General features: G+C 70.4%; 20 protein-coding genes and 1 pseudogene. 5 read left to right on the forward strand and 16 right to left on the reverse strand.

All coding sequences use genetic code 11. From position 1 onward, the window contains the following. Positions 1-147 precede the first annotated feature (147 nt). The 5 genes from B2284_RS00720 to B2284_RS00740 all read right to left on the reverse strand — a co-directional run bounded on the left by B2284_RS00720 (position 148) and on the right by B2284_RS00740 (position 5406). Positions 148-1713, reverse strand: a complete 1566-nt coding sequence (locus B2284_RS00720; protein ID WP_083603862.1) for an alpha/beta hydrolase — start codon at positions 1711-1713, stop codon at positions 148-150. A 23-nt stretch (positions 1714-1736) separates the two neighbouring features. Beyond that, a complete protein-coding gene (locus B2284_RS00725; protein WP_074040169.1) occupies positions 1737-2918 on the reverse strand; it encodes a DNA polymerase III subunit delta' in 1182 nt (393 codons plus the stop codon). Continuing rightward, complete coding sequence (tmk, locus tag B2284_RS00730; RefSeq protein ID WP_082740423.1) at positions 2915-3721, reverse strand: dTMP kinase; 807 nt, start codon at positions 3719-3721, stop codon at positions 2915-2917. The genes B2284_RS00725 and tmk overlap by 4 nt, the downstream gene beginning before the upstream one ends. 236 nt (positions 3722-3957) lie before the next feature. Then, on the reverse strand, positions 3958-4725 hold the full coding sequence (locus B2284_RS00735) for a MerR family transcriptional regulator (RefSeq protein ID WP_074045735.1): 768 nt from the start codon (positions 4723-4725) through the stop codon (positions 3958-3960). Positions 4726-4758: 33 nt separating this feature from the next. Beyond that, positions 4759-5406 (reverse strand): hypothetical protein, encoded by a 648-nt coding sequence (locus tag B2284_RS00740; RefSeq protein ID WP_074045736.1) that lies wholly within the window; start codon positions 5404-5406, stop codon positions 4759-4761. Positions 5407-5501: 95 nt separating this feature from the next. Between B2284_RS00740 and B2284_RS00745 the strand changes: the two genes are divergently transcribed. Next, entirely contained in the window at positions 5502-6062 is a 561-nt protein-coding gene (locus tag B2284_RS00745; protein WP_074045737.1) for a dienelactone hydrolase family protein, read from the forward strand. Between the two features lie 61 nt (positions 6063-6123). Here the strand turns inward: B2284_RS00745 and topA are convergent, their stop codons facing one another. Beyond that, the gene (gene topA, locus B2284_RS00750) at positions 6124-8946 is read right to left on the reverse strand and encodes a type I DNA topoisomerase (protein WP_006943967.1); all 2823 of its coding nucleotides are present in this window, start codon (positions 8944-8946) and stop codon (positions 6124-6126) included. A gap of 316 nt (positions 8947-9262) precedes the next feature. Here topA and B2284_RS00755 point away from each other — a divergent pair, with 316 nt between their 5' ends. Next, a complete protein-coding gene (locus tag B2284_RS00755; protein ID WP_006943991.1) occupies positions 9263-10075 on the forward strand; it encodes a dioxygenase family protein in 813 nt (270 codons plus the stop codon). Between the two features lie 29 nt (positions 10076-10104). Here the strand turns inward: B2284_RS00755 and B2284_RS00760 are convergent, their stop codons facing one another. Both B2284_RS00760 and B2284_RS00765 read right to left on the reverse strand, forming a co-directional pair. Next, positions 10105-11658: a DUF7059 domain-containing protein gene (locus tag B2284_RS00760; RefSeq protein WP_136788501.1), complete on the reverse strand. Its 1554-nt coding sequence runs from the start codon at positions 11656-11658 to the stop codon at positions 10105-10107. A gap of 84 nt (positions 11659-11742) precedes the next feature. After that, entirely contained in the window at positions 11743-12093 is a 351-nt protein-coding gene (locus B2284_RS00765) for an STAS domain-containing protein (RefSeq protein ID WP_286697076.1), read from the reverse strand. Positions 12094-12245: 152 nt separating this feature from the next. Between B2284_RS00765 and B2284_RS00770 the strand changes: the two genes are divergently transcribed. Further along, positions 12246-14786: a DEAD/DEAH box helicase gene (locus B2284_RS00770; protein ID WP_136788499.1), complete on the forward strand. Its 2541-nt coding sequence runs from the start codon at positions 12246-12248 to the stop codon at positions 14784-14786. Between the two features lie 93 nt (positions 14787-14879). On the opposite strand, the pseudogene B2284_RS14400 reads toward B2284_RS00770, so the two are convergent. The 8 genes and pseudogenes from B2284_RS14400 to B2284_RS00805 all read right to left on the reverse strand — a co-directional run. Beyond that, positions 14880-15404, reverse strand: a pseudogene (locus B2284_RS14400) (Rv3654c family TadE-like protein); the annotation flags it as partial. Then, positions 15401-15721 (reverse strand): TadE family type IV pilus minor pilin, encoded by a 321-nt coding sequence (locus B2284_RS00775; protein ID WP_038569562.1) that lies wholly within the window; start codon positions 15719-15721, stop codon positions 15401-15403. The pseudogene B2284_RS14400 and the gene B2284_RS00775, both read right to left, overlap by 4 nt. Before the next feature lie 209 nt (positions 15722-15930). After that, positions 15931-16143, reverse strand: coding sequence for a DUF4244 domain-containing protein (locus B2284_RS00780; protein ID WP_006943941.1), 213 nt, complete (start codon positions 16141-16143; stop codon positions 15931-15933). 78 nt (positions 16144-16221) lie between these two features. Next, positions 16222-16842: a type II secretion system F family protein gene (locus B2284_RS00785; RefSeq protein ID WP_170957218.1), complete on the reverse strand. Its 621-nt coding sequence runs from the start codon at positions 16840-16842 to the stop codon at positions 16222-16224. Then, positions 16839-17537: a type II secretion system F family protein gene (locus B2284_RS00790; protein ID WP_074046550.1), complete on the reverse strand. Its 699-nt coding sequence runs from the start codon at positions 17535-17537 to the stop codon at positions 16839-16841. Before B2284_RS00790 ends, B2284_RS00785 begins: the two co-directional genes overlap by 4 nt. Then, positions 17534-18652 carry a TadA family conjugal transfer-associated ATPase gene (locus B2284_RS00795; RefSeq protein WP_240742508.1) on the reverse strand — a complete coding sequence of 373 codons (1119 nt, stop codon included), beginning with the start codon at positions 18650-18652 and terminating at the stop codon, positions 17534-17536. Before B2284_RS00795 ends, B2284_RS00790 begins: the two co-directional genes overlap by 4 nt. Continuing rightward, positions 18643-19617: a CpaE-like family protein gene (locus B2284_RS00800; protein WP_006943999.1), complete on the reverse strand. Its 975-nt coding sequence runs from the start codon at positions 19615-19617 to the stop codon at positions 18643-18645. The genes B2284_RS00795 and B2284_RS00800 overlap by 10 nt, the downstream gene beginning before the upstream one ends. Positions 19618-20019: 402 nt before the next feature. Beyond that, complete coding sequence (locus B2284_RS00805) at positions 20020-20880, reverse strand: Fic family protein (protein ID WP_006944034.1); 861 nt, start codon at positions 20878-20880, stop codon at positions 20020-20022. Between the two features lie 223 nt (positions 20881-21103). Here B2284_RS00805 and acs point away from each other — a divergent pair, with 223 nt between their 5' ends. Together acs and nhaA are read left to right on the forward strand one after the other, a co-directional pair. Further along, a complete protein-coding gene (acs, locus tag B2284_RS00810) occupies positions 21104-23053 on the forward strand; it encodes an acetate--CoA ligase (RefSeq protein ID WP_170957217.1) in 1950 nt (649 codons plus the stop codon). Between the two features lie 278 nt (positions 23054-23331). Next, positions 23332-24699: a Na+/H+ antiporter NhaA gene (nhaA, locus tag B2284_RS00815; protein ID WP_136788496.1), complete on the forward strand. Its 1368-nt coding sequence runs from the start codon at positions 23332-23334 to the stop codon at positions 24697-24699. The last annotated feature ends 18 nt before the right edge of the window (positions 24700-24717 follow it).

Here is a 24717-nt window from a genome sequence, read left to right on the forward strand (position 1 = left end):
AAACTTTACACGAGCGGCGCGGGGGGCGCCAATCCCGCCCGCTCGCTGCCCCAGGGGGCACCAACCCCAGCAGCCGCGGCGCCTCCCCATGGTTGGGCGCCTACGGCGGCTCGGTGCGCCCGGCGTAGGACGCGCCGTCAGCCCGATTCAGCAGGTGGTCTTCTTCGCAGGATCGGAGCCGTCGACGAGGTAGTGGTCGACGGCATTGTCGACGCACTGGGAGCCGCGCCCGTAGGCGGTGTGGCCGTCACCGTCGTAGCTGATGAAACGGCTGTTCTGCAGTTCACCGGCGAGGCGTTCGCTCCACTCGTACGGCGTCGCGGGGTCACGGGTCGTGCCGAGGACGACGATCGGCGCCGACCCGGCCGCCTTCACCTCGTGCGGTCTGCCCGTGGTCTTGACCGGCCAGTCGGCGCACACCGCGCCGGCCCACGCCATCTGCCTGCCCCACGTCGGCGCCTTCTTCGAGAACGCCTCCGCGTCCTTCTCGTACTCGGCCACGCCGCCGGTCGGCGCGGGCCGATCGAGGCACGTCACGGCGTTGAGCACCTGCATCATGTTGCTCTGGTACGTGCCGTCGTCGTTGCGCTCGGCGTAGCTCTTGCCCGCGTTGAGCAGCTGCGTGCCGTCACCACCGAGTGCGCTGCGCAGCGCCTGCGTCAGCTCACCCCACTTCGCCTGGTCGTAGAGCGACGCGGCGATTCCGTTGATCGCCCAGCCCTCCGTCAGGGTGCTGAGCCGCTTGTCGCCGCTCGCCTTGATGGGTTTGGCGTCGAGGCCGGCGAGCCAGGTCTGCAGCTTCTTCTTCGCGGACGCGGCGTCGGACCCGAGCGGGCACTTGCCGCCCGAGACGCAATCGGCGAGGTAGGCGTCGAGCGCCTTCTCGAAGCCGGTCGCCTGCCCCTCGTTGATCTGCTGCATCGTCAGATCGGGCGGCAGGACGCCGTCGAGCACCATGCGCCCGACGTTCTTCGCGAACAGGTCGGCGTACGTCGCGCCGAGCATCGTGCCGTACGACTTGCCGAGGAAGTTCAACTTCTGCTCGCCGAGAGCCGCGCGCAGGACGTCCATGTCCTTCGCGACCTCCTCGGTGCTGACGTGGCCGAGCAGCGGGCCGGCGTTCTTCTTGCACGCGTCGGCGAGCTTCTTGTCGCCGGCCAGCAGCGCGTTCTGCTCGCTCTTGTCGTCGGGTGAGGGGTCGGAACCCATGAACTGATCGAGCGTCGCGTCGTCGACGCACGTGATCGCGGCCGAACGCTGCACACCGCGCGGGTCGAACCCGACAATGTCGTAGCTGTCGCGCACCGACCTGCTGACGATCTGGTCGGCCGCCGCGGCATAGTCGACGCCCGAGCCACCGGGGCCGCCGGGGTTGACGACGAGTGAGCCTTTCTTCGTCCCTGTCGCCTTCATGCGGTTGACGGCGACCTCGATGCTCGGGCCGCTCGGCTTCGCGTAGTCGATGGGCACGCGCAGCTTCGCGCACTCGCCATCGTCGCAGCTCTTCCAGTCGAGCTGCTGCGTGTAGAACGCACTGAGCGGACCGGTCGCGGCCGTTCCCGCGGCCGACGAGGCGGACGCAGCGCCGCCGCCCGATGGGTCCGACGACGCCGACGAGGTGGGAGACGACGTGCTGCACCCACCGACGGCGAGCATCGACGCAGCCGCGAGCGCGGCCACCTGCGTCAGGCGCGAGCGCGCGATGTGCTTCACGGGGCGACTCCTATCCGGCTGCCTCATGAGGGCAGTTCGAGCGAGATGCACATGGCTTCGAGGGCCAGCAGCGGGGGGACGTTGGCGGCGATGCGCTCACGCGCGGTGCTGATGGCGTCGAGCGCGAGCAGCAGCCCTTCGGGGGTGAACGCGCGCGCGAGCCGGCCGACGTCGTCGACGATGTCGGCGTTCACGAGCGGCACCGGATCGCCCCAGCGCACCACGAGCGCGTCGCGATATATCGAGGCGAGATCGACGAGGGCGCGGTCGATGACGTCACGACCGAAACGCGTCGCCCGCGTCTTCTGCTCCTTCTCGAGCTGGTTGATCGCCGAGCGCACGTGCGGCGGCTGCGTGCGCGCGCTCGGGTCGGCGCCGAGCTGCTCCATCAGCTTGGCCTTCTCGGCGGCGTTGCGCTCCCCCGACGATGCGCCCGACTCGTCCTCGGCGATCGAGGCGAGATCAGCTGCCGCCTTCATGGCGTCGCCGAGCCCGCGGATACGCAGCGCGAGCAGGATCGTCTCGCGCCGCCGGATGCGCGCCCCCTCGTCACGCGCCAGGCGCCGCGCGATGCCGATGTGCGACTGCGCCGCGCGTGCCGCGTACGCCGCCATGGCGGGGTCGACGCCGTCGCGGCGCACGAGCAGTTCGGCGACGTCGTCGGGCGGCGGGATGCGCAGGCGGACGTGGCGTGAACGGCTGCGGATCGTCACGATGACGTCCTCGACGCTCGGCGCGCACAGCAGCCACACGGTGCGCGGGACGGGTTCTTCGAGCGCCTTGAGCAGCGCGTCGGCGGCGCGTTCGGTGAGACGGTCGGCGTCCTCGATGACGATGACGCGCCAGCGCCCGACCGTCGGCGACGACTGCGCCTGCAACGCCAGATCGCGCGCTTCGCGCACCTGGATCGTGAGGCCGCTCGTCGAGACGATCTGCACGTCGGCGTGGGAGCCGTCGATCGTCGTCCGGCACTCGCGACACTCCCCGCACCCGCCCTGCGGGCACTCGAGCGCGGCAGCGAACGAGCGAGCCGCGTTGGAACGGCCCGAGCCGGGCGGGCCGGTGATGAGCCACGCATGCGTCATGCGACGGGCGTCGCCGACGGCCTCGCTCAACGTGCGCACCGCCTCCTGTTGACCGACGAGATCACGCCATACGCCCTCGCCGACGCCCGGCACCCGGCGGGTCGTCGCGACGTCACTCATGAGGGGCCGCCTGATGCGCGCGTCGTGCCGCTCTTGAGGAGCTGTTCGAGTCGTGTGCGGACGGCGGCGGTGAGGTCGTCGCGCGAGCGACCCGCGTCGAGGACGAGGTAGCGCGCCTCGTCGCGCGCGGCGAGGCAGAGGAAGTGCTCGCGCACGCGGGTGTGGAAGTCGTCGGCCTCACGTTCGAGCCTGTCTTCGGCACCGCGCGCGCCGCGACGTTCGCGCGCGACCTCGGGCGAGACGTCGATGAGCACCGTGACGTCCGGCGTCAGCCCGCGCGTCGCCCAGCGTGAGATGGACTCGACGTCGTCGGCGGCCAGCGCACGACCGGCGCCCTGGTAGGCGATCGAGGAGTCGATGTAGCGATCCTGCAGCACTACCGCACCGCGCGCGAGGGCCGGTCGCACGAGCGTCTCGACGTGGTGCGCCCGATCGGCGGCGTAGAGCAGGGCCTCGGCGCGCGACGCGACGTCGTCGCCATGGAGCAGGAGCCGCCTGATCTCCACGCCCAGCGGGGTACCGCCCGGTTCACGCGTGATGACGACCTCACGGCCCAGTTCACGCAGCCACGCAGCGGCACGCTCGATCTGCGTCGTCTTGCCCGCGCCGTCACCACCTTCGAACGTGACGAACAGCCCGTGCGCGGCCACGTCGGCCGCGACCTCGTCGCCGGCTGCGGTGCTGACACTTGGTGCGCCCTTGGTGTTGGCGTCGACATCTGCGACGGCGTCGGTCGTGGCGTCGCTGATGACGTCACTCGAGGCGCGCAGCGTTTCGACGTCGAGGCGCAGGTCGTCGGGCATGGCGCTCACCCTACCCAGTGCGTCCGACAACCCCGGAAACTCGCAGAAATCGCCTGCTGGGGAGCGTCGCTGGGCCACCGTACGGGGTCGCGACAAGCGCCGCCTGCCAGCTGCGCGACTTTTGCGCATCTGCACGAGGAATATGCGGCACATTCCTCGTGCAGATGCACAAAAGTCGGGCAGCGGTCCACGCCCGCCGGCAGCACGGCCCCGGCGAGAGGGACGCGTGTCGACCGTCAGCCCCGGCTGTCACAGTAGGCGGCGACCACCTCCGTGACGTACGCGGCAAGGCCGGGCTCGACGTCGTCGTAGGTCTGCGCGAAGCGTGGGTCGGTGCTGTACATGGCGCCCATCCCCCGGAGCATCGGCAGAGGCACCGGATTGAACCAGCGTTCGATCTGGTCGCGGTGCGCCTGAACTGCGGCGTCGGCCTGCGCGCTGCCGGGTGCCGCGCCGTCACGCATCGCCCTGGCGAATGCCGCCAACACCTCGTCCGACTCGGCCTTGATGCGATGCCAGGTCGCCTTGTCGTAGCTCTTGGCGCGGCGCCGGGATTCTGCGAATTCCTCCGTCCCACCCCAACGCTGTTGCGCCTCGACGTCGTACGCCTCGTCGTATCCGGTGCCGAAGATCTCCTTCATCTCGGCGCTGCTGATCTGATATTTGCTCATGGTTGCCTCCGATGTGAGTGCGGTGTCGATCGCGTCGACCAGCGCATCGAGCTCGTCGCGCCTGGCCATGACCGCTTCCCTGTGCTCGACGAGGAGTGCCGCCAGCACGGCCGGTTCGTCGAGCGCCTCGGCGATGTCCGCGAGCGGCATCTCGAGGCGCCGTAGCAGCACGACCCGAGCGAGGCGTTGCACGTCCGCCGGCGTGTACAGCCGGTATCCGTTCCAGCCACGTTCGCTCGGCCGCACGAGCCCGATCGCGTCGTAGTGATGCAGCGTGCGGACGGTGACGCCGAAACGTGCCGCCACCTGCCCCACCGTCAGTTCGTCGGTCATGACCTCACTCCATCGCCTCACGTCACGTCAGGGTCAAGGTTCGCGCCGAAAGACCTCTCGCAGGCAGGCGCGCGCGCCAATCATCCCGGTTTCGATGTCCTCGTCGCGCTCGTCACGACCGTTCAGCGCAGCGGCCCCGGGCAAGTCTGGCACCGTCGCCGGGTCGCGCGAGAGCAGAGGCCGTGCGATGAGCATGATGAACATCGGCGTCAACGTGACGAACCAGATGCAGAAGCCGATCAGGGTCGTCGCCGACCAGAAGAGCCCGCCACCGGCCCAGTCGCCACCGAACACACCGAACGAGAGCATCGCGAGAAAGCCGTAGACGCACGGCGTCGCCGCGCCCCACAGCACGAGCGAGAACTGCCGCGCCCCCATCGTGAGCCCCCGTGTCAGGTGCAACGACCACGCCGCGAGGCCCCACGCAATGACGGCGCACGGCAGCGCCAGCGCCAGCCCGGCGTCACTCAGCCAGTTCGCGGGCGAGTAGGCATCGGCAGGGCCGCGGACCCAGGCGACGGCGACAGCGACCGACGAGACGACGAAACCCGCCGCCACAGACCCCACACCGATGACGGCGGCCCGCCCGCCCGTGTGCCACACGGACGTTCGCGACCCCGAAAGCGAGCCGGCGCTCGACGCGCCCGCCCCCGTCATTCCTGCGCCGAGCATCTTCGCCACGATGTCTCTCCCGGTCGTCCTGCCGCGCCCATCGGCGCCGCATCTCTCACCCATCCTCGCATGTTTTGAACACGTTCAAGAACGACACTGGGACCATGGCTCACATCGTCCTGTTCCACTCAGCGCTCGGCCTGCGCACGGCCGTCCTCGACTTCGCTGACGCCCTGCGCGGGCTCGGCCACGTCGTCGTCACCCCCGACTACTACGACGGGCACGTGTTCGTCTCGACCGACGACGGGCTCGCCCACCGCGACGCCGTGGGCGTTCGCGCCCTCATGGATCATGCGCGCACGGCACTCGACGACGCGCCCGCCGACGCCGTCCTCGCCGGTTTCTCGCTCGGCGCGTTCTTCGCTCAGGCGTTCGCGGCGAAGCGACCCGACGCGCGTGCCGCGGTGCTCCTACACAACGTCGAAGCGCCGCGCGACGGAACCTGGAGCGGCGTCCCTGTCCAGGTGCATCGCCATGCCGTCGACCCGTTCATCAGCGAACCCGACGTCACCGCGCTGCGCGACGCCGTCACCACCTCGGGCGCGCCGTTCGACGACGTCGTCGCACCCGGCGAAGGCCACCTCTTCACCGACCTCGCCACCCCTGACGGGGACGCCGCCGCATGCGACGCGAGCATCGCCGCGTTCGACGCGTTCATCCGCTGACAGACGATGCCCCAGCTCGAGCAACACTCGAACCGGGGCGTCATGACGCTGCTGCGAGTCGTCAGGCCTTCTTGGCCGTCGTCTTCTTCGCAGCGGTCTTCTTCGTCGTCGTCTTCTTGGCGGCGGTCTTCTTCGTCGCAGCCTTCTTCGTCGACTTCTTGGCGGCCTTCTTGCGCGTCGAGGGGCCCTTGGCGCGCTTCTCGGCGAGCAGCTCGTAGGCCCGCTCGGCCGTCAGTGTCTCGACGTCGTCGTCCTTGCGCAGCGTCGCGTTGGTCTCGCCGTCGGTGACGTACTCGCCGAAGCGGCCGTCCTTGACGACAACGGGCTTGCCGGACGTCGGGTCGGCGCCGAACTCCTTGAGCGGCGGCTTCGCGGCGGCGCGGCCACGTTGCTTCGGCTGGGCGTAGATCGCCTCGGCCTCCTCGAGCGTGATCGTGAACAGCTGCGCCTCGTTCTCGAGCGAGCGCGAGTCGGTGCCCTTCTTCAGGTACGGCCCGTAGCGCCCGTTCTGCGCGGTGATCTCGACCTGCTTCGTCGTCTCCGTGCCGTCTTCGGCCGTCGCCTTCTCTTCGACGACGCCGACGACGCGCGGCAGCGATAGCAGCTTGAGGGCGGTGTCGAGCTCGATCGTCGCGAGATCCATGTCCTTGAACAGCGACGCCGTGCGCGGCTTCGGCTTCGCCGCCTTCTTCTTCGGCTTCTCACCGTCGGCAGGCGTCACCTCCGGCAGCACCTCGGTGACGTACGGGCCGTAGCGTCCCGACTTGGCGACGATCTCGTGGCCCGACTCGGGGTCGGTGCCGAGGACGCGGCCGTCGTCGTCGGAGGCGTCGAGCAGCTCGCGGATCTTCGCAGGCGTCATCTCGTCGGGCGCGATGTCGTCCGTGATCGACGCGCGCCGCGGCTTCTCGCCGACCTTCTCGGGGTCGAAGCCCTCCTTGACCTCACCCGTCGCCGGATCGATGCCGTTCGGCACCTCCTCCTCGACGTACGGCCCGTACCGCCCGACGCGCACGACGAGACCCTCGCCGATCGGAATGGTGGAGATCCCGCGTGCGTCGATGTCGCCGAGGTCGTCGACGAGTTGCTTGAGGCCCTCGGCCGACTCACCCTCGTCGCCGAAGTAGAAGCGCGTGAGCCAGGCCGCGCGCTCCTCGTCACCGGCGGCGATGCGGTCGAGCCCCTCCTCCATCGAGGCAGTGAAGTCGTAGTCGACGAGGCTGGGGAAGTGCGTCTCGAGCAGGTTCGTCACCGCGAACGCGAGCCATGTCGGGATGAGCGCGCTGCCGCGCGTTCGCACGTACCCGCGATCCTGGATCGTGCCGACCGTCGCGGCGTACGTCGACGGGCGGCCGATGCCGCGCTCCTCGAGTGCCTTCGTCAGCGTCGCCTCGGTGTAACGCGCGGGCGGCGACGTCTCGTGACCCAACGCCTCGGCGCGCAGCACGTCGAGGCCGACACCCTCGGACAGCTTGGGCAGGCGACGCTCGCCGTCATCGTTCGAGTAACGATCGGCGTCGCGACCCTCCTCGTAGGCGGCGAGAAAACCACGGAACGTGATGACGGTGCCGCTCGCCGAGTACTCGGCGCGCTTGGCGATACCCGAACTCTCGACCCCGACGGCGACCTTCACCGACGCCGTCGAACCCTTCGCGTCCGCCATCTGCGAGGCGACGGTGCGCTTCCAGATCAGCTCGTACAGCGCGAACTCGGTGCCGCGCAGCTCACCGGCGACCTGGGCGGGCGTGCGGAAGCGATCACCGGCCGGGCGGATCGCCTCGTGCGCCTCCTGCGCGTTCTTCGACTTGCCCGCGTAACGGCGGGGAGCGTCCGGCACGTATTCGGCACCGTACAGGTCGCGCGCCTGCTGACGCGCGGCGCTGATGGCCTGCTCGGACAGGGCGACCGAGTCGGTACGCATGTACGTGATGTAGCCGTTCTCGTACAGGCGCTGCGCGACGCGCATCGTGTCCTTCGAGCCCAGACGCAGCTTGCGGCTGGCCTCCTGCTGCAGCGTCGAGGTGATGAACGGCGCGCTCGGCTTGCGCGAGTACGGCTTCTCGCTGACGGCACTGACCTCGGCGTGGCCGGCTCGCGTCGCCTCAGCGATCTTCTCGGCCGCCGCACCGTCGAGGTGGCGCACGCCCGAGCTCTTGAGGCGCCCGTCGTCGCCGAAGTCGCGGCCGGAGGCGACCCGCTCGCCGTCGACGCCCGTCAGCTTGGCGGTGAACGCCTGGCTCGACTTCGCCTCGAACTCGCCCTCGACGTCCCAGTACGACGCGGCACGGAACGCCATGCGCTCCCGCTCACGCTCGACGACCATGCGCGTCGCGACCGACTGCACACGCCCTGCCGACAGGCCCGCACGCACCTTGCGCCACAGCACCGGCGACACCTCGTAGCCGTAGAGACGGTCGAGGATGCGGCGCGTCTCCTGCGCGTTGACCATCTGCATGTCGAGCTCGCGCGTGTCGTTGACGGCGCGCTGGATGGCCTCCTTCGTCACCTCGTGGAAGACCATGCGCTTGACCGGCACCTTCGGCTTCAGCGTCTCGAGCAGGTGCCACGCGATGGCCTCGCCCTCGCGGTCCTCATCGGTGGCGAGGTAGAGCTCGTCGGCGTCCTTCAGAGCGCGCTTGAGCTCGGCGACCTTCTTCTTCTTGTTCGCGTCGACGACGTAGTACGGCGCAAAACCGTTGTCGACGTCGACGGCGAACTTCCCGTACGGGCCCTTCTTCATGTCGGCCGGCATCTCGCTCGGCGTCGGCAGGTCACGGATGTGCCCGACGCTGGCATCGACGACGTAGTCGCTGCCCAGATAAGACGCGATCTTGTTGCCCTTCGAGGGCGATTCGACGATGACGAGTTTCTTGCCTGACGCCACTGGGGTGCTCCTTCGGTTCGCGCACGGGCCACGGATTCGTCGTCGCCTTCGCGTGCGGTCGTCTAGACCGTACCCGACGGGACCGACAGCCGGTCGTGGGGCAGCGGGAGCACCTCCGTCGCGACGCGGGAGGGGCACCGCGACTCAGACGTGACGGGTCCTGCCGCGTGACGCCCGCCCCTGCCCCGCACCCACAGCGCCGCCCGGCACCGACGCCCGAGGGCGGAGCGGAATGTCGAGGACGGCCGAGAGCGGTGTTCCGGCTACTCGAGGAACCCACTGGAATAAAGTTGATACGTCAACTAGTTTCGTCAGTATGAGCACCTCGACACAGGCCACCGACGGCCGACTCCCCGTCGCCTATCTCAGCCACGGCGCGCCGCCCCTCGCGGACGATGCGACCTGGACCGCCGAACTGGCCGCCTGGGGCAAGGAACTGCCCAAGCCGAAGCAGATCCTCATGGTCTCGGCGCACTGGGAGAACGCGCCCGTCACGGTGTCGTCGACGAGCGGCGCCGGGCTCACCTACGACTTCTGGGGATTCCCGCAGAAGTACTACGAGGTGACGTACGACGCGCCCGCCGCGCCCGAACTCGCCGAATCGGTGGCCCGCCTCGTCGGCACACCCGAGCGGCCCGTGCACCAGGACCCATCACGCGGTCTCGACCACGGCGCGTACGTCCCCCTCGTCGAGATGTTCCCCGACGCCGACGTGCCCGTCCTGCAGATGTCGATGCCGACGCTCGACCCCGTCGAGCTGTTCGAGCTGGGCCGCAAGCTCGCGCCGCTGCGCGACGAGGGGACGCTCATCATCGGTTCCGGGTTCACGACCCACAACCTGCGGTGGTTCCGTCCGAGCGGTGACGCTGACGACGCCCCGCCCGCGCCGTCATCGGAGTTCGACCACTGGGCCGCCGAGACGATGGCGAGCGGCGACCTCGACGCACTGTTCGACTTCATGACGAAGGCCCCCGCCGCCCATGAGGCGCACCCGCGCACCGAGCACTGGGCACCGCTCTACGTCGCGCTCGGCGCCGCCAACCCGGACGGCGCGGCGTCGGCGTCGGCGCAGACCACCGTCGACGGCTTCTGGTACGGCCTGAGCAAGCGCAGCTGGCAGCTGGCCTGACGCCCCGGCCGTACCTAACTGCGGGGTGCTCAGCGCTCGACGCGGGTGAGGAAACCGTTGGCGACGAGGCGCTTCAGCAGCGGCAGCGTGCCGCGGACGGCGTCGTCAGCGGGCACGTCGACGAGCGTCGCGATGGCCTCCAGCGCCGTGCGCGCCGTCATCGATCCGTCGCAGACCGACAGGAACGCGGCGAGCACGGTGTCGGCTTGGATCGACATGCCGAACCCGCCGCCCTGACGGATCATGATGACGCTCGGGTCGCTCGCTCCGGGCTTCGTGTGACGCTCCTCCGTGACGTCCGGCGCGGCCTGCCAGAACGAGTCAAGCACCGCGTCGTCTCCGACACGTGCCATCCACGCCCGCGCGGCGAGACCTGCGTCGATCGTCGGGCCCATGGCGGCGGCGACAGAGCCGCGCTCGTCGAGCAGATCGGTGAACCGGGGACGGGGTGCGGCCGGCCTCTGGAGTGTGACGATGCCGAAGCCGATGCGCTCGACGCCGCGCGCCGCGAAGTCGTCGAGCCAGGCCGAGTACATGGCGTCGTACTCGGGCGACCCGACGGGCGCGCCACCGTCACGCGCCCACAGTTCGGCGTATTCACACGGATCCTGCACCTCGCGCTGCACGACGAGCGCATCGAGGTCGACGCCGTCGAGCCATCGCTCCCAGACGTCTTCGAACGTCTCGCCGTCGCGCATCTCCCAGTTGCCGAGGAACTGTGCGACACCACCGGGTTCGAGGTGGGCGCCGACGTCGCGAACCAGGTTGCGCACGACGGCGTCACCCACCGCACCGCCGTCGCGGTACTCGTACTCGGGCATGCCGGGGCGACGCGGCGTGATGACGAACGGCGGGTTGCTCACGATGAGGTCGAATCGGCGGCCGTCGACCGGTTCGAGCATCGAACCGGCGAGCACCTCGACGTCGAGATCGTTGAGGGCGGCGTTGAAGCAGACGAAGGCGAGCGCGCGTGTCGCGAGGTCCGAGGCGACGATGTGCTCGACGTGGCCCGCGAGGTGCACGGCCTGAACACCGCAGCCGGTGCCGAGGTCGAGTGCGCTGCGGACGGTGCGTCGCGGGGTCCATCTTGCGAGGGTCGTCGACGCGCCACCGATGCCGAGCACATGATCGGGTTCGAGCACCTGGCCCGTCGCGATCTCCGAGAGATCCGATGCCAGCCACCATGACGACGTCTCGTCGCCGTACGGGCGCAGGTCGCACGTAGCGACGAGGACGCGGTCGTCCCCGTCGGCGCGCATCTGCTCGAGGGTGTCGTCGTCGGCGAGCAGCCCGAGCGCCGTGAGACCGTCGACCCCCGCGGCGGGGAAGGCCGCCTCGATCCGCGCCGGGCTCATGCGCCCACCGAGCGTGAACAGTGCCACCATCGTCGCGACAGGACTGTCGTCGTCGGCCAGGATGCGGCGAGCAGCCGTCGGCTGTTCGCGGTGCAGCGCGGCCGACGCACTCGGACCGAGGATGTCGGCGACCGCCTCGACGGTGTAGGGCGCCGCAACGAGGTCAGCGCGCAGAGCGGCGAGCTGATCGCGCGTGGAATCGTCGACGTGAGGGGCCGGGGAAGACATGACCCCAGTATGACGTTGACCTGGTGCACGCCGCCGACCCCATGAGGACCGACCCCATGAGGACCGGCGCGCGCCGGCGGAGCGTCAGGCGCCCGCCTTGACCGCCGCGACGGCGTCAGCGGCGGTGGAATCGATGGTGAAGATCTTCTCGAGGCCGGTGATCTGGAAATTGCGAAGCACCCGGGGATTGGTGATGACGACCCGCATGACCCCCTCGAGCATCCGCACGGCCTTGAGGCGGCCCACGAGCACACCGAGGCCGGTCGAGTCGAGGAAGCTGACCTCGCTCATGTCGACGACCATCGCCTTGTCACCAGCGGCGAGTACCTTCGAGATGGCGTCCCGCAGAACGGGGGCGGTGTACACGTCGACCTCCCCGGCGAAGGCGATGACGGCGATGCCCTCGTCCCGGCGAAGGTTCACTCTGAGTTCCACGCGGCCCGGGCTCCTGCTGCTCGACGGTTCATCCTGGCGCAGGCGAGGCCTGCTCTCTGGGGATTCAGTTTTGTCACAGGAAGCCGAAAAGTCAATGCAAGTTGATTTCACATTCATCTCCTTCGAGGTGAGATCCAGGGTGGAGGGTGCGCATGAGTTCTGCGGTCACGCGCACTGACGGTGCGGGCCCCGAGCAATGGCTCGACGCGCTGCGTGACGCCGGCACCGGTGGTGTCACCCACGTGCGCACGCGCCCTGCTCGTGAGGCCTCGCTCGCCGAGTGGCCCGACGCGGTGGCGCCTGCGGTTCGAGCTGCGTTTGAGGGCAAGGGAATCCACCATCTGTGGTCGCACCAACGAACCGCACTCGACGCCGTGTTCGAGCGCCGCCACGTCGTCGTCGCGACCGGAACCGCCTCGGGCAAGTCGCTCACCTACCAGGTGCCGATGCTGACGGCTGCCGTCGACGGCGCCGACTTCGCGCGCCGCCCCGGCGACCCGCCCGTCAGCGCGCTCGCGGCGATCCGCGGAGCCACGACGCTCTACCTCTCGCCCACGAAGGCGCTCGCCGCCGACCAACGCGCGCGCCTCGACGCCCTCGCCATCCCGGGTGCACGCATCGCGACGCTCGACGGTGACACTCCCCCGGACGAGCGACGCTGGATCCGCGACCACGCCGGCATCATCCTGACCAACCCGGATCTGCTCCACCACTCGATGCTGCCCGCTCACGAACGCTGGTCGATCTTCTGGCGCTCGCTGCGCCTCGTCGTCATCGACGAGTGCCATGTCTATCGCGGCGTGTTCGGCGCCCACACGGCCGGCGTCATCCGACGTCTGCGCCGTGTCGCCGCGCGCTACGGCAGCCACCCGACGTTCGTGCTCGCCTCCGCGACCTCCGGTGAACCCGCCGCACACGCCCGCGCTCTGACGGGCCTCGACGTCGACGCCGTCACCGACGACGGCTCGCCGAGCCCAGCCCTGACGTTCGCGCTGTGGGAGCCCGGCCCGCCCCCGGGCGCGGCAGAGGCCATGGGTGGGGCCGTGGCGGCAGCCACAGATGGGATGAGCGACGAGGATGGCGACGCCGCGCGGGATGGCGGCGCGGCCCAGGCTGCTCCTGGCGCTGCCCAGGATCGTGGCGCCGCCCAGGAAGGCGGCGTGGACGATGGCCCCACTGTCGAAGACCTCGGGCGTCGTAGTGCCGCCGCCGAAACGGCCGACTTGTTCGGCGAACTGGTCGGGCGCGGCGTGCAGACGCTCGCGTTCGCGCGCTCGCGTGTGGGTGTCGAGGTGATGGCCGACATGGCGCGAAACCGCCTGTGGAACCACGGGTTCGACCCCGACCTCGTCGCTGCCTATCGCGGGGGTTACCTGCCCGAGGAACGCCGCACCGTCGAACGCGGGCTGCGCGACGGCACCCTCGCCGGGGTGGCCGCCACGAGCGCGCTCGAGCTCGGCATCGACGTCAGCGGCCTCGACGCCGTCCTGCTCGCCGGGTGGCCGGGGACGGTCGCGTCGCTGCGTCAGCAGAGCGGGCGGGCGGGGCGCTCGGGGCGTGACGCGCTCGCCGTCTTCGTCGCCGCCGACGATCCGCTCGACACCTATCTCGTCCATCATCCCGATGTGTTCTTCGACCGCCCGGTCGAGGCGACCGTCGTCGATCCGAGCAACCCGTACGTGCTCGGGCCGCAGCTCGCGAGCGCCGCTGCCGAACTGCCCTTGACGGCCGCCGACGAGGCTCTCTTCGGCGCGGACATGTGGCCGCTCGTCGAGGCGCTCGTCGCCCAGCGCGTCCTGCGTCGGCGTCCGAGCGGCTGGTACTGGGCGCGCGACGACCGGCCCGGCGACCACGTCTCGTTGCGGGGCGACGGCGGCAGTGACGTGCGCATCGTCGAGTCGCGCACCGGGGCCGTGCTCGGCACGGTCGACGGGGAGCGCGCCCACTCGAGCGTCTTCCCGGGCGCGGTGTACGTCCATCAAGGGCGCACGTTCGTCGTGACGTCCCTTGACCTCGACGACGGCAGTGCGCACGTCGTGCGCGGCAACCCGGGGTGGTCGACGGCGGCTCGCTCCGTCAGCTCGTTCGACATCCTCGAGGAGGATCGGTCGCAGACATGGGGTACCGTCGGCGTCCACTACGGCACCATTCGGGTGCGCACGCAGGTGACGAGCTTTCTGCGACGACTGCCCTCGGGCGAGGTCATCGGTGAGCACCCGCTCGATCTGCCCGAGCGCACCCTCATGACGAAGGGTGTGTGGTGGACGGTTCCCGAGGAGCACCTGCTCGACGCCGGCGTGACACCAGAGAGCGCGCCCGGGGCTCTGCACGCGGCCGAGCATTGCTCGATCGGGCTGATCTCGCTCGTCGCGCAGGGAGACCGGTGGGACGTCGGTGGCGTCTCGACCGCGCTGCACCCCGACACGGACATGCCCACCGTCGTCGTCTACGACGCCCTGCCCGGCGGCTCGGGTTTTGCCGAGCGCGCCTACGAACGGGCGGCGACGTGGCTGCGCGCCACGCAGGACGCCATCGCCTCCTGTGGCTGCGAACACGGCTGCCCGGCCTGCATCCAGTCGCCCAAGTGCGGCAACGGCAACTCCCCGCTCGACAAGGCCGGCGCCCTCACGCTGCTCGAGTGCGTCCTCGCCGACGCGCCTGACGACGACTCGCGTCGCCTCGAGGGCGGCTAAGTCCGGTTGTCGACCCGTCGGGTGCGGCCCTGACACCGGCGACGGGGGTGCTGACGTCTGTCTGGCCGAGTGGTCTTCGGGCGCGCCGGCGCGGGCGGTCGCTGTCACCTCGTGCCCGAGGGCCGAGGCACGACTTGCCGTCACCTGCACCCCCGTCGACAACTCGGTGCAGGTCGTGAGCGTCGCATCGTTGAGGCGAGCACTGTGCCCGGCGGCCGCGCAGGCGTCCCCTGCCGGCAGGCGTGCTGCGCCGAGCACGACGGACGCACCCGCCAGCGCCGCGTGATCCGCCGCGAGCCTCACGCGCTCGGCGTCGACGGCGATGCGCGCATACGTCGCGACACCCGCGAACAGCGCGACGAGCATCCCGACGACGCCCACCATGACGACGCTCGCACCACCACGCTCGCTCGGAGTCCGAGGTGCGCGCGGATCAGGTGTCCGTGACCTTGCCGGTATCGACCTTGTCGGTGTCGGTGTCGGTGTTTGTGTTTGCGCGGACGACCGCGACCACGTCCGTGGATACGCGCGCGGCAGCCGGCGCCACAGATGGGATGGCTGCGACGAACGCGTCGACCCGTGCTGGGGTAGACGCGGCTGTCGGGATCGCCAGATCATGGGCCCTCTTCCTGAGCTGCCACCGCGCGGGCCGTGACATCGGGCAGCACCCAGCCGAGGGGCGACGGCGGGCGGGCGACGAGCGAGACCGTCACCCACCCGCCGTCGCGAGCGACGCTCAACGTCGCCGGCACGCCCGTCGCGGCGACGGCGCGACGTACGGCGTCGTCGCCATCACCCCTGGCTGCCGAACGGGCGGCGACGGAGGCGGCGTTCCACGTCCGATGATGGGTCAACAACAACTGCGTGAGGGCGACGACGAGCGAGACGACGACAACAACGGCGGGCAGCGCAACGGCGAATTCCGCTGTAGCCATGCCTGATTCGTCGACCAACCAACGACGGCGCAACCATGTGGGCAGATTGCATCCCATGGTCGCGGACGCAGGCTTCGTCGACGCCCGACCGGCCGCAGGCCGAGCCGTTCGAGTCGATGGAGCACTCGTCGCCGTGAGCGTCGCCCGCGACGAGGTCGCCCTCGCCACCCCCAGCGCCGTCGCCCGCGTGGTCATCGTCGCCCTCGCCGTCAGCGCGTCGACAGTGCCGAGGAGAAGATGCCCTCGAGCGCGGATCGGACGGTGTCGGACTTGACGATGGCGATGAGCACAGCGGCGAACGCGACGGCGGCGATGGTGCCGACGGCGTACTCCGCGGTCGACATGCCGTGCTCGGCGGCTTCGCTCGCGGCGCGCCAGCGGCGCAGCAGCTCGTCACGGGTACGGCGGGTGGTGGCGATCATGGTTGTCTCCTTGAAGGTGGTGCGGTTGTCGTCCGGAGTGGACGTCCCGGCGCCGGCGGCGACGGAGTGTGTGGGCACTCAGGCGGGCAGTTTCACGAGCCCGAGCACGAGCGGAACGATGGCGATGAGGATGAAGGCGGGCAGAAAGCACAAGCCGAGCGGCAGGACGATGCGCACGCCGGCCTTCGCGCCCGCTTGCGTGACACGTTCGGCCTCGGAGCGACGCAGGTCGTCGGCCGCCTGCCGCAGCAGCGAGCTCGGCGCCGCGCCGCAACGTCCGGCCAGTTCGAAGGCTGTCGCGACGGGACGCCAGACGGGCGGCGCGAGCGACCAAGCGCTACGTTCGTCCACGCCCCAGCGCAGCGCCGCCGCGACGCGGCTGACCGTACTGACGCCACCGGCCGCGTTCCCCGGCGAGCCTGCGCTGTTCGGCAGCTCGAGCCCGCCGGCATCCCGAAACGCCGTCTCCGTCGACGGCCCTCCCCGCTGCGCCGCTCCCACGGCCTCGAGCGCGACGACGGCGGGCGCCCCGCCTTCCAGTGCGAGGGCGAGCAGATCGATGGAGGAGGCGACCGCCAACGGATGATCCGCCGTGTCGCTCTCGTCGCTCGTGACGAGGACGGGCCGCTCGGCCCGCGTCGAACTCGGCCACAACGCCATCGCAGCGGCGCTCGCCGCCACCAGCACCCACACCGTCATGACGTCGCCGCCTCGGTCGGTGCCTTGAGCGCGGACGCCGTCATGCGACGCGACCACCGCGCCCCGACGAACATGAGCGCAATCCCGGGCCACAGCGTCACCAGCCCGGAGAAGCCGCTGTAGCAACCGAGCATGTCGACGCCCAGCAGCATCCCGAGGCCCACCCCGAGCACCGGCAGGCCCAGCAGCACCGACGTGCTCGCCTTCGCACCCGCCGTCGCACCGTCCACGCACGCACGATGCGAGCGCCGTGCTCGCACACTGCGGGCGGCACCCTCCATCGCGTCGGCGAGTGGGCATCCGTGCCGCGCCGACAGCTGCCAGGCCGCGGCGACCTCCTCGAACGCGGCGCTGCGCCACAAGCGTCCGAGGTCGCGCCAGACCTGCACGACATCACCGTCGCGCACCGCTTCGAGGCGCAGCCGCTGCCACCCGGCACTCGTCGCGCTCCCACCCGCCGAGGTGGCCCCCACACCATCGAGCGCCATGATGAGGGCCGGCGTGACGGCCGACCCGGCGCGCAGCACCGTGACGAGAGCGTCCACGACCTGCAGGCATTCGGCCTCGGGATCGCTGCTGCTCAGGCGCCGCACCCCTCGCACCGGCCGCCGGTCCTCCCGCGGAAGAGCCTGCACCCGAGCCGGCCAAGCGATGACGGCGACGGCGGCCGCGAGCGCCAAGGTCATGACGTTCATCGCACACCTGCCAGGTCGCACAGAGCGGGCCAGGCACCCGCGCGCACACCGCGCTGCCAGGCTGCCTCGACCCGCAAGCCGTGATGGTCGCCCCCCATCATCCCGACGCTCGCGACGCGGCGCATCCCGTCGACGCGTTCGACGTGGATGACGACGCTGATCGCCGGCCGCAGCTGTGTGCGCACTGCTTCGGGGCTCATGCCGGCCAGCGCGCCGAGCGCTTCGAAACGCGCGGGCACGTCGGCCGCCGCGTTGGCATGAACGGTGCCGCACCCACCCTCGTGGCCCGTGTTGAGCGCTGTCATGAGCTCACGCACCTCGGCGCCACGCACCTCGCCGACGACGATCCGATCGGGCCGCATGCGCAGGGATTGCCGCACGAGCGCGGCCAGCGGCACTTCGCCGACCCCCTCGACGTTCGGGGAGCGCGCCTCGAGTCGCACCACGTGCGGGTGTTCGACGGCGAGCTCCCGTACGTCCTCGACGACGAGAAGGCGTTCGTCGTGGGGCACGTGACGCAGCAGCGCCGCGAGCAGCGTGGTCTTGCCCGTTCCGGTGCCACCGCTGATGACGAAGGACACCTTGGCCCGCACGAGGGCGAGCAGCAGCGCGGCCACCTCGTCGTCCATCGCGCCGCGGGCGACGAGGTCGCCGAGACCGATTCGCAAGCCGCCCGGCACACGCAGGCTCAGGTGTGCGCCGTGGTCGACGAGCGGCGGCAGCACCGCATGCAGTCGCACCCCGCCGGGCAGGACGGCGTCGACGTAGGGGCTCGCGTCGTCGAGGCGCCGGCCCGCTGCGGCAGCGAGGCGCACGGCGAGTCGCCGCACGTCTTCCTCGCCGCCCAGGTCGAGCGCGATCCGTTCGACGCCGCATCCGCGATCGACCCAGACACCCCGGGTGCCGTTGACGAGCACGTCGCTCACCCCGGGGAGTTCGAGCGCTTCACGCAGCGGCCCGGCGCCGAGGACATCGGCGTCGAGGCGCGCCTCGAGTGCGACGCGCTGCTCCTGCCCGAACACCGGCGCGTCGAGCTTCACGAGCGATTCGAGCGAGCGCGCGCTCGGTGCACGCCCGGCGTGGATCTCCTTCCACATGCCTTCGGCTACGCCCATGACGGCTCCCGTTCGAGGCGCGCGACGAACATCGACACGTCGCGCACGAGGCGGGTCATCGTCGTCTCACGCTGCCCCGGCCATCGGCCCGCGAGCAGGTCGGCCGGGCAGTGGGCGCTCATGCGCCACCGCGTCGGGCCGGCCGCGACAAGCGGGGCACCGAGCGATTCGGCGAGCACGGAGCGCGTACGCACCGGCGTCTCGAGCGCGACGAGCGCGACCGGCGCGATGCTCGAGCCGCCCGGCTCGTCCAGCGCGAGCTCCGTGAGCGCTCGCACCGTGTGCTGCGCTGCAGCCGTCGACGCGAGCGTGCCGCGCACGAGCAGCACGATGACGTCGAACTCCCCCGGGCGTGGCAGCGGATGCGCGGCCAGGCAGTGCACGACGTCCCCCGCGACGTGGGCGAGCGCCTCGTGCGTCGCGCGCCTCGACTCCTCGTCGACGACGGCGGGAGAGGCGGTGTGGCTGAGCACCGCCACCCCGTCGCGCTGCGGCAGGGCGGCGAGCAGCCGCTCACCGTCGATGTGGGATCCCGCGCCACGCAGGGCCGGCCAGCGCGCACCGGGCGTCGTCTCGAGGTCGAGCAGCACGTCGAGCCCACCCGTTCCGGGTTGACCGTCGACGAGGGCCACCGGCGGTCTCGACGAGCCGCTGGCCGCCGCGACCTTCGCCAGATACCCCGCGAGCGCAGCCCCGAAGCACGCACCGTCGATGCTCGAATCGGGGCACATCACCGCGATGCGACGTCCACGCACGAGCGGGGCCTCGAGGGCCCCATCCCCGACGCCGACGATGCCACCGCCCGAACCGGCCAGATCATCGACGTCGTCGGCGAACACCTCGCCATCCGGCCAGGCATCACGCGCTCCGTCGCCTCGCGCCGACTCGGCGGACTGCTCTTCACTGCGGCTTCGATGCCGCCCGGGGAGTTCGAATCTCGCCCCCGCGTCGTCCCATGCGTTCATGGCTCCACCGTCACGGCCGGCACCAGCCCGGGCCAAGGTCGCGAGAGCCGAACCTGTGGATCAGCCTGCAGGCGAGGGCAAAAACCGGCCGTAGCCGTCACACCCTGTGGATGACGCACCCGCCCGTCGCGGCCTCAGCGCCTCCGTCGGGGCCCGCCGAATTCCAGCCCCCGCCGCACCCACCGGCCAGGAACAGCGACAGCCCCCGTCGGGGGGACGACGGGGGCTGTCTATGCGTGCATACCCTTGGGGGTGCGGCATGCACGCCAGCGCTCGACCCGAGGGGAGCGCACTGCTTCAATATGTCACGGTGGGCACGCTAATCCAAGCCGGAACCTGTTGATTTACTGAGACTTCACCCACATTACGCCAAGACTCCACCCTGAAGTGGGTGGCAATTGCTTACAATCCGCCGAGCCGCCCGGCGAGGACCGCGTCCGCGATGCGCATGCCTTCACGCGCGCCCCGCTCGTACGAGCCGACGCAGAACGTCAGCCACAGGCGAACCCCGTCCGCGGAGCCGGTCGCATACGCCGCGAGCGCCCCGACGTATCCCGCGCTCGCCTCGCGCAGGTGGCCGACCTCGGGCACGCAGACTCCCGTCGGGTCGAGCCCGGCGGCCTGCACGAGGGCCCGCTCGAAACCTCGCGCCACGATCGCGTTCCCGCGCACGAAGGGGCGCATCGTCGCGATCTCGGCATGAGCGAGGGCGGCGACCACCGCCACCGGTGCCTTGTCATGGCACGCGACGAGTTCGTAGAGCCCTCCGAGCCGCGCGGGAAGTTCCAGTGCCGGCACGGGCGCTCCGACCTCGACGAGTTCGGCGCACACCTCGTCATCGCGACGGGGGCGTCCTACGGCGTCGGGCGGCAGATCGACACCCGCCGAAGACCCCGCTACGGCGACGTGGAGGCGTGCGAGGGCCTGAGCCGGGGACGTCAGCACGAGGTCTCGGGCATGCTCCGTCTCGGCGGTGGCTTGCACCGCGCCGCGCAGCGCCCGCTCGAGCGGGTCGGGCTCCTCGGGCCACGACGTCAGCCCGACGACCAACTCACGCACGACGTCGACGGAGACCTCGGCGCCGTCCAGCGCGGCGCTGGCCCGCGCCCCGCGCACACGCGACTCGGCGGCGGCCTGCGGGATGCGCCGTCGCAACGCGTTGTGCCAGCGCAGTTCGGTGCAGGCTTCACGGGCACGATCGACGCTCTCGCCCACCTCGGGCAGGTCGGCAAGGGCACGCACGGCGTCGACGGTCGCAGTCATGGCGCAAGCGTACTCAGCGCCCCACGTTTGCTACCCGTCAGTATGCGAACCGCCCTCGACGCGCCACCCGGGCGATGCGATAGAAAAGGGTTGACGCCTGTGATCCACACCTCATCGCGCCGACGATCCGGGGCCTCCCCCGATCCGAGCGCGAGCAGGCCCGGCGCCCGCCCGCTCGGCGGCCGACGCCGGAGTGTCCGAGACTAAGCAAGGAGCGCCCGCCATGAGCGAAACCCCCGACCCCACGCCCGGCCCCTTCCACCCGAGCGAGGCCTTCACGGCCCAGGCCGTGGGCCAGGCGTCGCTGTACGAAGAGGCCGGCGCCGACCGCCTCGCGTTCTGGGCGAAGCAGGCCCGCGAGCGCCTCACCTGGAGCAAGGACTTCGACGAGGTCCTCGACTGGTCCGACGCGCCCGTCGCGAAATGGTTCGTCGGAGGTGAGCTCAACGTCGCCTACAACTGCGCCGACCGCCATGTCGAGGCGGGCAACGGCGAGCGCGTTGCCATCCACTTCGTCGGCGAGCCGGGCGACGAGCAGGCCATCACGTACGCCGACCTCACCGAGCGCGTGCAGCGCGCCGCCGGGGCTCTGCGCGCCGCCGGCGTCGAAGCGGGTGACCGCGTCGCGATCTACCTGCCGATGATCCCCGAGGCCGTCATCTCGATGCTCGCGTGCGCGCGCATCGGCGCCGTCCACTCCGTCGTCTTCGGCGGCTTCTCGGCGGACGCGCTGCGCACCCGCATCGCCGACGGTGAGGCGAAGGTCGTCATCACCGCTGACGGCGGCTATCGCCGCGGCAAGCCGAGCGCGCTCAAGCCGGCCGTCGACGAGGCCGTCAGCGGGGAGACGAGCGTGCAGCGCGTACTCGTCGTCAAGCGCACCGGCGAGGACGTCACGATGGGTGACAAGGACATGTGGTGGGACGAGGCGCTCGAGGCCGCCGAACCCGTCGTCGAGGTCGAGAACTTCGATGCGGAGCACCCGCTGTTCATCCTCTACACCTCGGGCACGACGGGGAAGCCGAAGGGCATCTTCCACACCTCGGGCGGCTACCTGACGCAGGCGGCGTACACGAACGCCGTCGTCCACGACGTCCACCCCGACACGGACGTCTACTGGTGCACCGCCGACGTCGGCTGGATCACCGGCCACAGCTACATCACATACGGCCCGCTCGCGAACGGCGCGACGCAGGTCATGTACGAGGGCACGCCCGACACCCCGCATCAGGGTCGCTGGTGGGAGATCATCGCCGACAAGAAGGTGTCGATCTTCTACACGGCGCCGACGGCGATCCGCACCTGCATGAAGTGGGGCGAGGAGATCCCGCAGGAGTACGACCTGTCGAGCATCCGGGTGCTCGGCTCGGTCGGCGAGCCGATCAACCCTGAGGCGTGGATGTGGTTCCGTGACGTCATCGGCGCGGGTGAGGCCCCGATCGTCGACACGTGGTGGCAGACGGAGACTGGCGCGATCATGATGTCGCCGCTGCCCGGCGTCACGGCGCTCGTGCCCGGTTCGGCGCAGGCACCCGTGCCCGGCATAACCGCCGACGTCGTCGACGAAGAGGGCAAGAGCGTGCCGAACGGCGAGAGCGGCTACCTCGTCATCCGCGACCCGTGGCCGTCGATGCTGCGCGGCATCTGGGGCGACCGTCAGCGCTACGAGGACACGTACTGGTCGCGCTTCCCCGACATGTACTTCGCCGGTGACGGCGCGAAGCGCGACGAGGACGGCAACATCTGGGTGCTCGGCCGCGTCGACGACGTCATGAACGTATCCGGTCACCGCCTGTCGACCTCCGAGATCGAGTCGGCGCTCGTCAGCCACGACACGGTCGCGGAGGCCGCCGTCGTCGGCGCCGCGGACGAGACGACCGGCCAGGCCGTCTGCGCGTTCGTCATCCTGCGCGAAGAATCGCGGGAGAACTACGCCGTAGACGCAGCCCGCGACGAGCTCGTCCAGGAGCTGCGCACGCACGTCGGTCGTCAGATCGGGCCGATCGCGAAGCCGCGACAGGTGCTCGTCGTCGACGAATTGCCGAAGACGCGTTCGGGCAAGATCATGCGACGCCTGCTCAAGGATGTCGCCGAGGGCCGTGAAGCCGGTGACGCCACGACGTTGGCCGACCCGAGCGTCATGGCTCAGATCCAGGCGGGGTTGAAGAAGTAGCTCTTCGCCTCCGGCTCACCGGCTCACCGGCTCACGATGACGGGTAACTCACAGGTAGGCGGGCACTTGCCTGCCGGCGTTGAGTTACCCGCCATCGCGTGGTGGGGCCAGTTGGACGGGGGCAGGGGCGTCCCGCGCACCGGACGTCGGATCGGACGTGGGGCGAACTCCCGTAGAATTCTCAGCAATTGGTGTGCCGGGAAGTCTGGTCGGCCGCCCGAGGAGTGCTCACGAGCCACCGGGTGCCCCTGCTCAGCGCTACCCCCGAGGAGCCGCCCATGCCCGGCAACAAGAACCCCCTCCCTCCGATGAGTGACGAGCCGCCGGAGTTCGAGGACTTCAAGACCTACGCGCACCAAGCCCCCGTCGCGACGGCAGGTCGCATGGCCAAGCGAATGTTCACCCGCGGCACGTGGCCCGAGGCGAGGCGCGTCAAGGAACTGCTCCAGACGGAGACCATCGGTGGGGTCCTGCTGCTCATGGCTGCCGTGGCTGCGCTGACGTGGGCGAACTCGCCGTGGAGCCACAGCTATGAGGTGCTGCGCGACGCGCACATCGGCCCGCACTTCCTCGGGCTCAACATGTCCGTCGCGCACTGGGCGGCCGACGGTCTGCTCGCACTGTTCTTCTTCGTCGTCGGCCTCGAGCTCAAGCACGAGTTCGTCGTCGGCGATCTCAAGAACCCCTCGGCTGCGGCGGTTCCCGTCATCGCGGCCGTGTGCGGCGTCGCCGTCCCCGCTCTCATCTACGCCGCCATCAATGCCGGTGGCGACGGCGCGCAGGGGTGGGCGATCCCGACGGCCACCGACATCGCGTTCGCGCTGGCGGTGCTCGCCGTCATCGGCTCGCACCTGCCGACGGCGTTGCGTTCGTTCCTGCTCACCCTCGCGGTCGTCGACGACCTCATCGCCATCACGATCATCGCGATCTTCTACAGCCACGGCTTCTCGCTGACGTGGCTCGTCGCGGCCATCGTGCCGATCGCGCTCTTCGGCGTCGCCGTTCAGCGGGGCCTCAAGAACCCCGTCGTCCTCGGAGTGCTCGCCATCGCCGCGTGGGTGTGCGTGCTCAACTCGGGCATCCACGCGACGATCGCCGGTGTCGTCCTCGGCCTGCTCGTGCCGGTCAAGGGCAAGCACGCGATCGCCGACCGCATGGAGCAGCGCCTGCACCCCTACTCCGCCGGTTTCGCGGTGCCCGTCTTCGCGTTCTTCTCGACGGGCGTCACCGTCGTCGGCACGAGCATCACCGACACGCTGACGGACGCCGTGACGATCGGCGTCATCGCCGGGCTCGTGCTCGGCAAGGCGGTCGGCATCTTCGGCAGCACGTTCCTCGTCAGCAAGTTCACACGCGCCGAACTCGACGACAACCTCACGTGGAGCGACGTCTTCGGCCTCAGCCTGCTCGGCGGCATCGGCTTCACCGTCAGCCTGCTCATCGGTGAACTCGCGTTCGGATCAGGCAGTTCCTCCGACGACCACGTCAAGATCGGCGTCCTGCTCGGCAGCCTGCTGTCGGCTGCGCTCGCCAGCATCGTGCTGGCACGACGCAACCGCGTCTACGCCCAGCTCGCCGAGGAGGAAGAGCGGGACGACAACCACGACGGCATCCCCGACGTCTACCAGCGCCCCAGCACTGCCTGACCCGCCCGCAGCCCACCG

The organism is Dermacoccus sp. UBA1591 (assembly GCF_002322065.1).
Taxonomy (GTDB): Bacteria; Actinomycetota; Actinomycetes; order Actinomycetales; family Dermatophilaceae; genus Dermacoccus; species Dermacoccus nishinomiyaensis.

Bases quoted from the DNA above. Each gene is read 5' to 3' on its own strand.
- B2284_RS00790 (WP_074046550.1), bottom strand. From the start codon at position 17,537: ATGAACGTCATGACCTTGGCGCTCGCGGCCGCCGTCGCCGTCATCGCT.
- acs (WP_170957217.1), top strand. From the start codon at position 21,104: ATGAGCGAAACCCCCGACCCCACGCCCGGCCCCTTCCACCCGAGCGAG.
- B2284_RS00745 (WP_074045737.1), top strand. From the start codon at position 5,502: ATGGCTCACATCGTCCTGTTCCACTCAGCGCTCGGCCTGCGCACGGCC.
- B2284_RS00735 (WP_074045735.1), bottom strand. From the start codon at position 4,725: ATGACCGACGAACTGACGGTGGGGCAGGTGGCGGCACGTTTCGGCGTC.
- B2284_RS00780 (WP_006943941.1), bottom strand. From the start codon at position 16,143: ATGATCGCCACCACCCGCCGTACCCGTGACGAGCTGCTGCGCCGCTGG.
- B2284_RS00770 (WP_136788499.1), top strand. From the start codon at position 12,246: ATGAGTTCTGCGGTCACGCGCACTGACGGTGCGGGCCCCGAGCAATGG.
- B2284_RS00725 (WP_074040169.1), bottom strand. From the start codon at position 2,918: ATGAGTGACGTCGCGACGACCCGCCGGGTGCCGGGCGTCGGCGAGGGC.
- B2284_RS00775 (WP_038569562.1), bottom strand. From the start codon at position 15,721: ATGGCTACAGCGGAATTCGCCGTTGCGCTGCCCGCCGTTGTTGTCGTC.
- B2284_RS00755 (WP_006943991.1), top strand. From the start codon at position 9,263: ATGAGCACCTCGACACAGGCCACCGACGGCCGACTCCCCGTCGCCTAT.
- nhaA (WP_136788496.1), top strand. From the start codon at position 23,332: ATGCCCGGCAACAAGAACCCCCTCCCTCCGATGAGTGACGAGCCGCCG.
- B2284_RS00795 (WP_240742508.1), bottom strand. From the start codon at position 18,652: ATGGGCGTAGCCGAAGGCATGTGGAAGGAGATCCACGCCGGGCGTGCA.
- tmk (WP_082740423.1), bottom strand. From the start codon at position 3,721: ATGCCCGACGACCTGCGCCTCGACGTCGAAACGCTGCGCGCCTCGAGT.
- B2284_RS00805 (WP_006944034.1), bottom strand. From the start codon at position 20,880: ATGACTGCGACCGTCGACGCCGTGCGTGCCCTTGCCGACCTGCCCGAG.
- B2284_RS00800 (WP_006943999.1), bottom strand. From the start codon at position 19,617: ATGAACGCATGGGACGACGCGGGGGCGAGATTCGAACTCCCCGGGCGG.
- B2284_RS00785 (WP_170957218.1), bottom strand. From the start codon at position 16,842: ATGACGGTGTGGGTGCTGGTGGCGGCGAGCGCCGCTGCGATGGCGTTG.
- B2284_RS00760 (WP_136788501.1), bottom strand. From the start codon at position 11,658: ATGTCTTCCCCGGCCCCTCACGTCGACGATTCCACGCGCGATCAGCTC.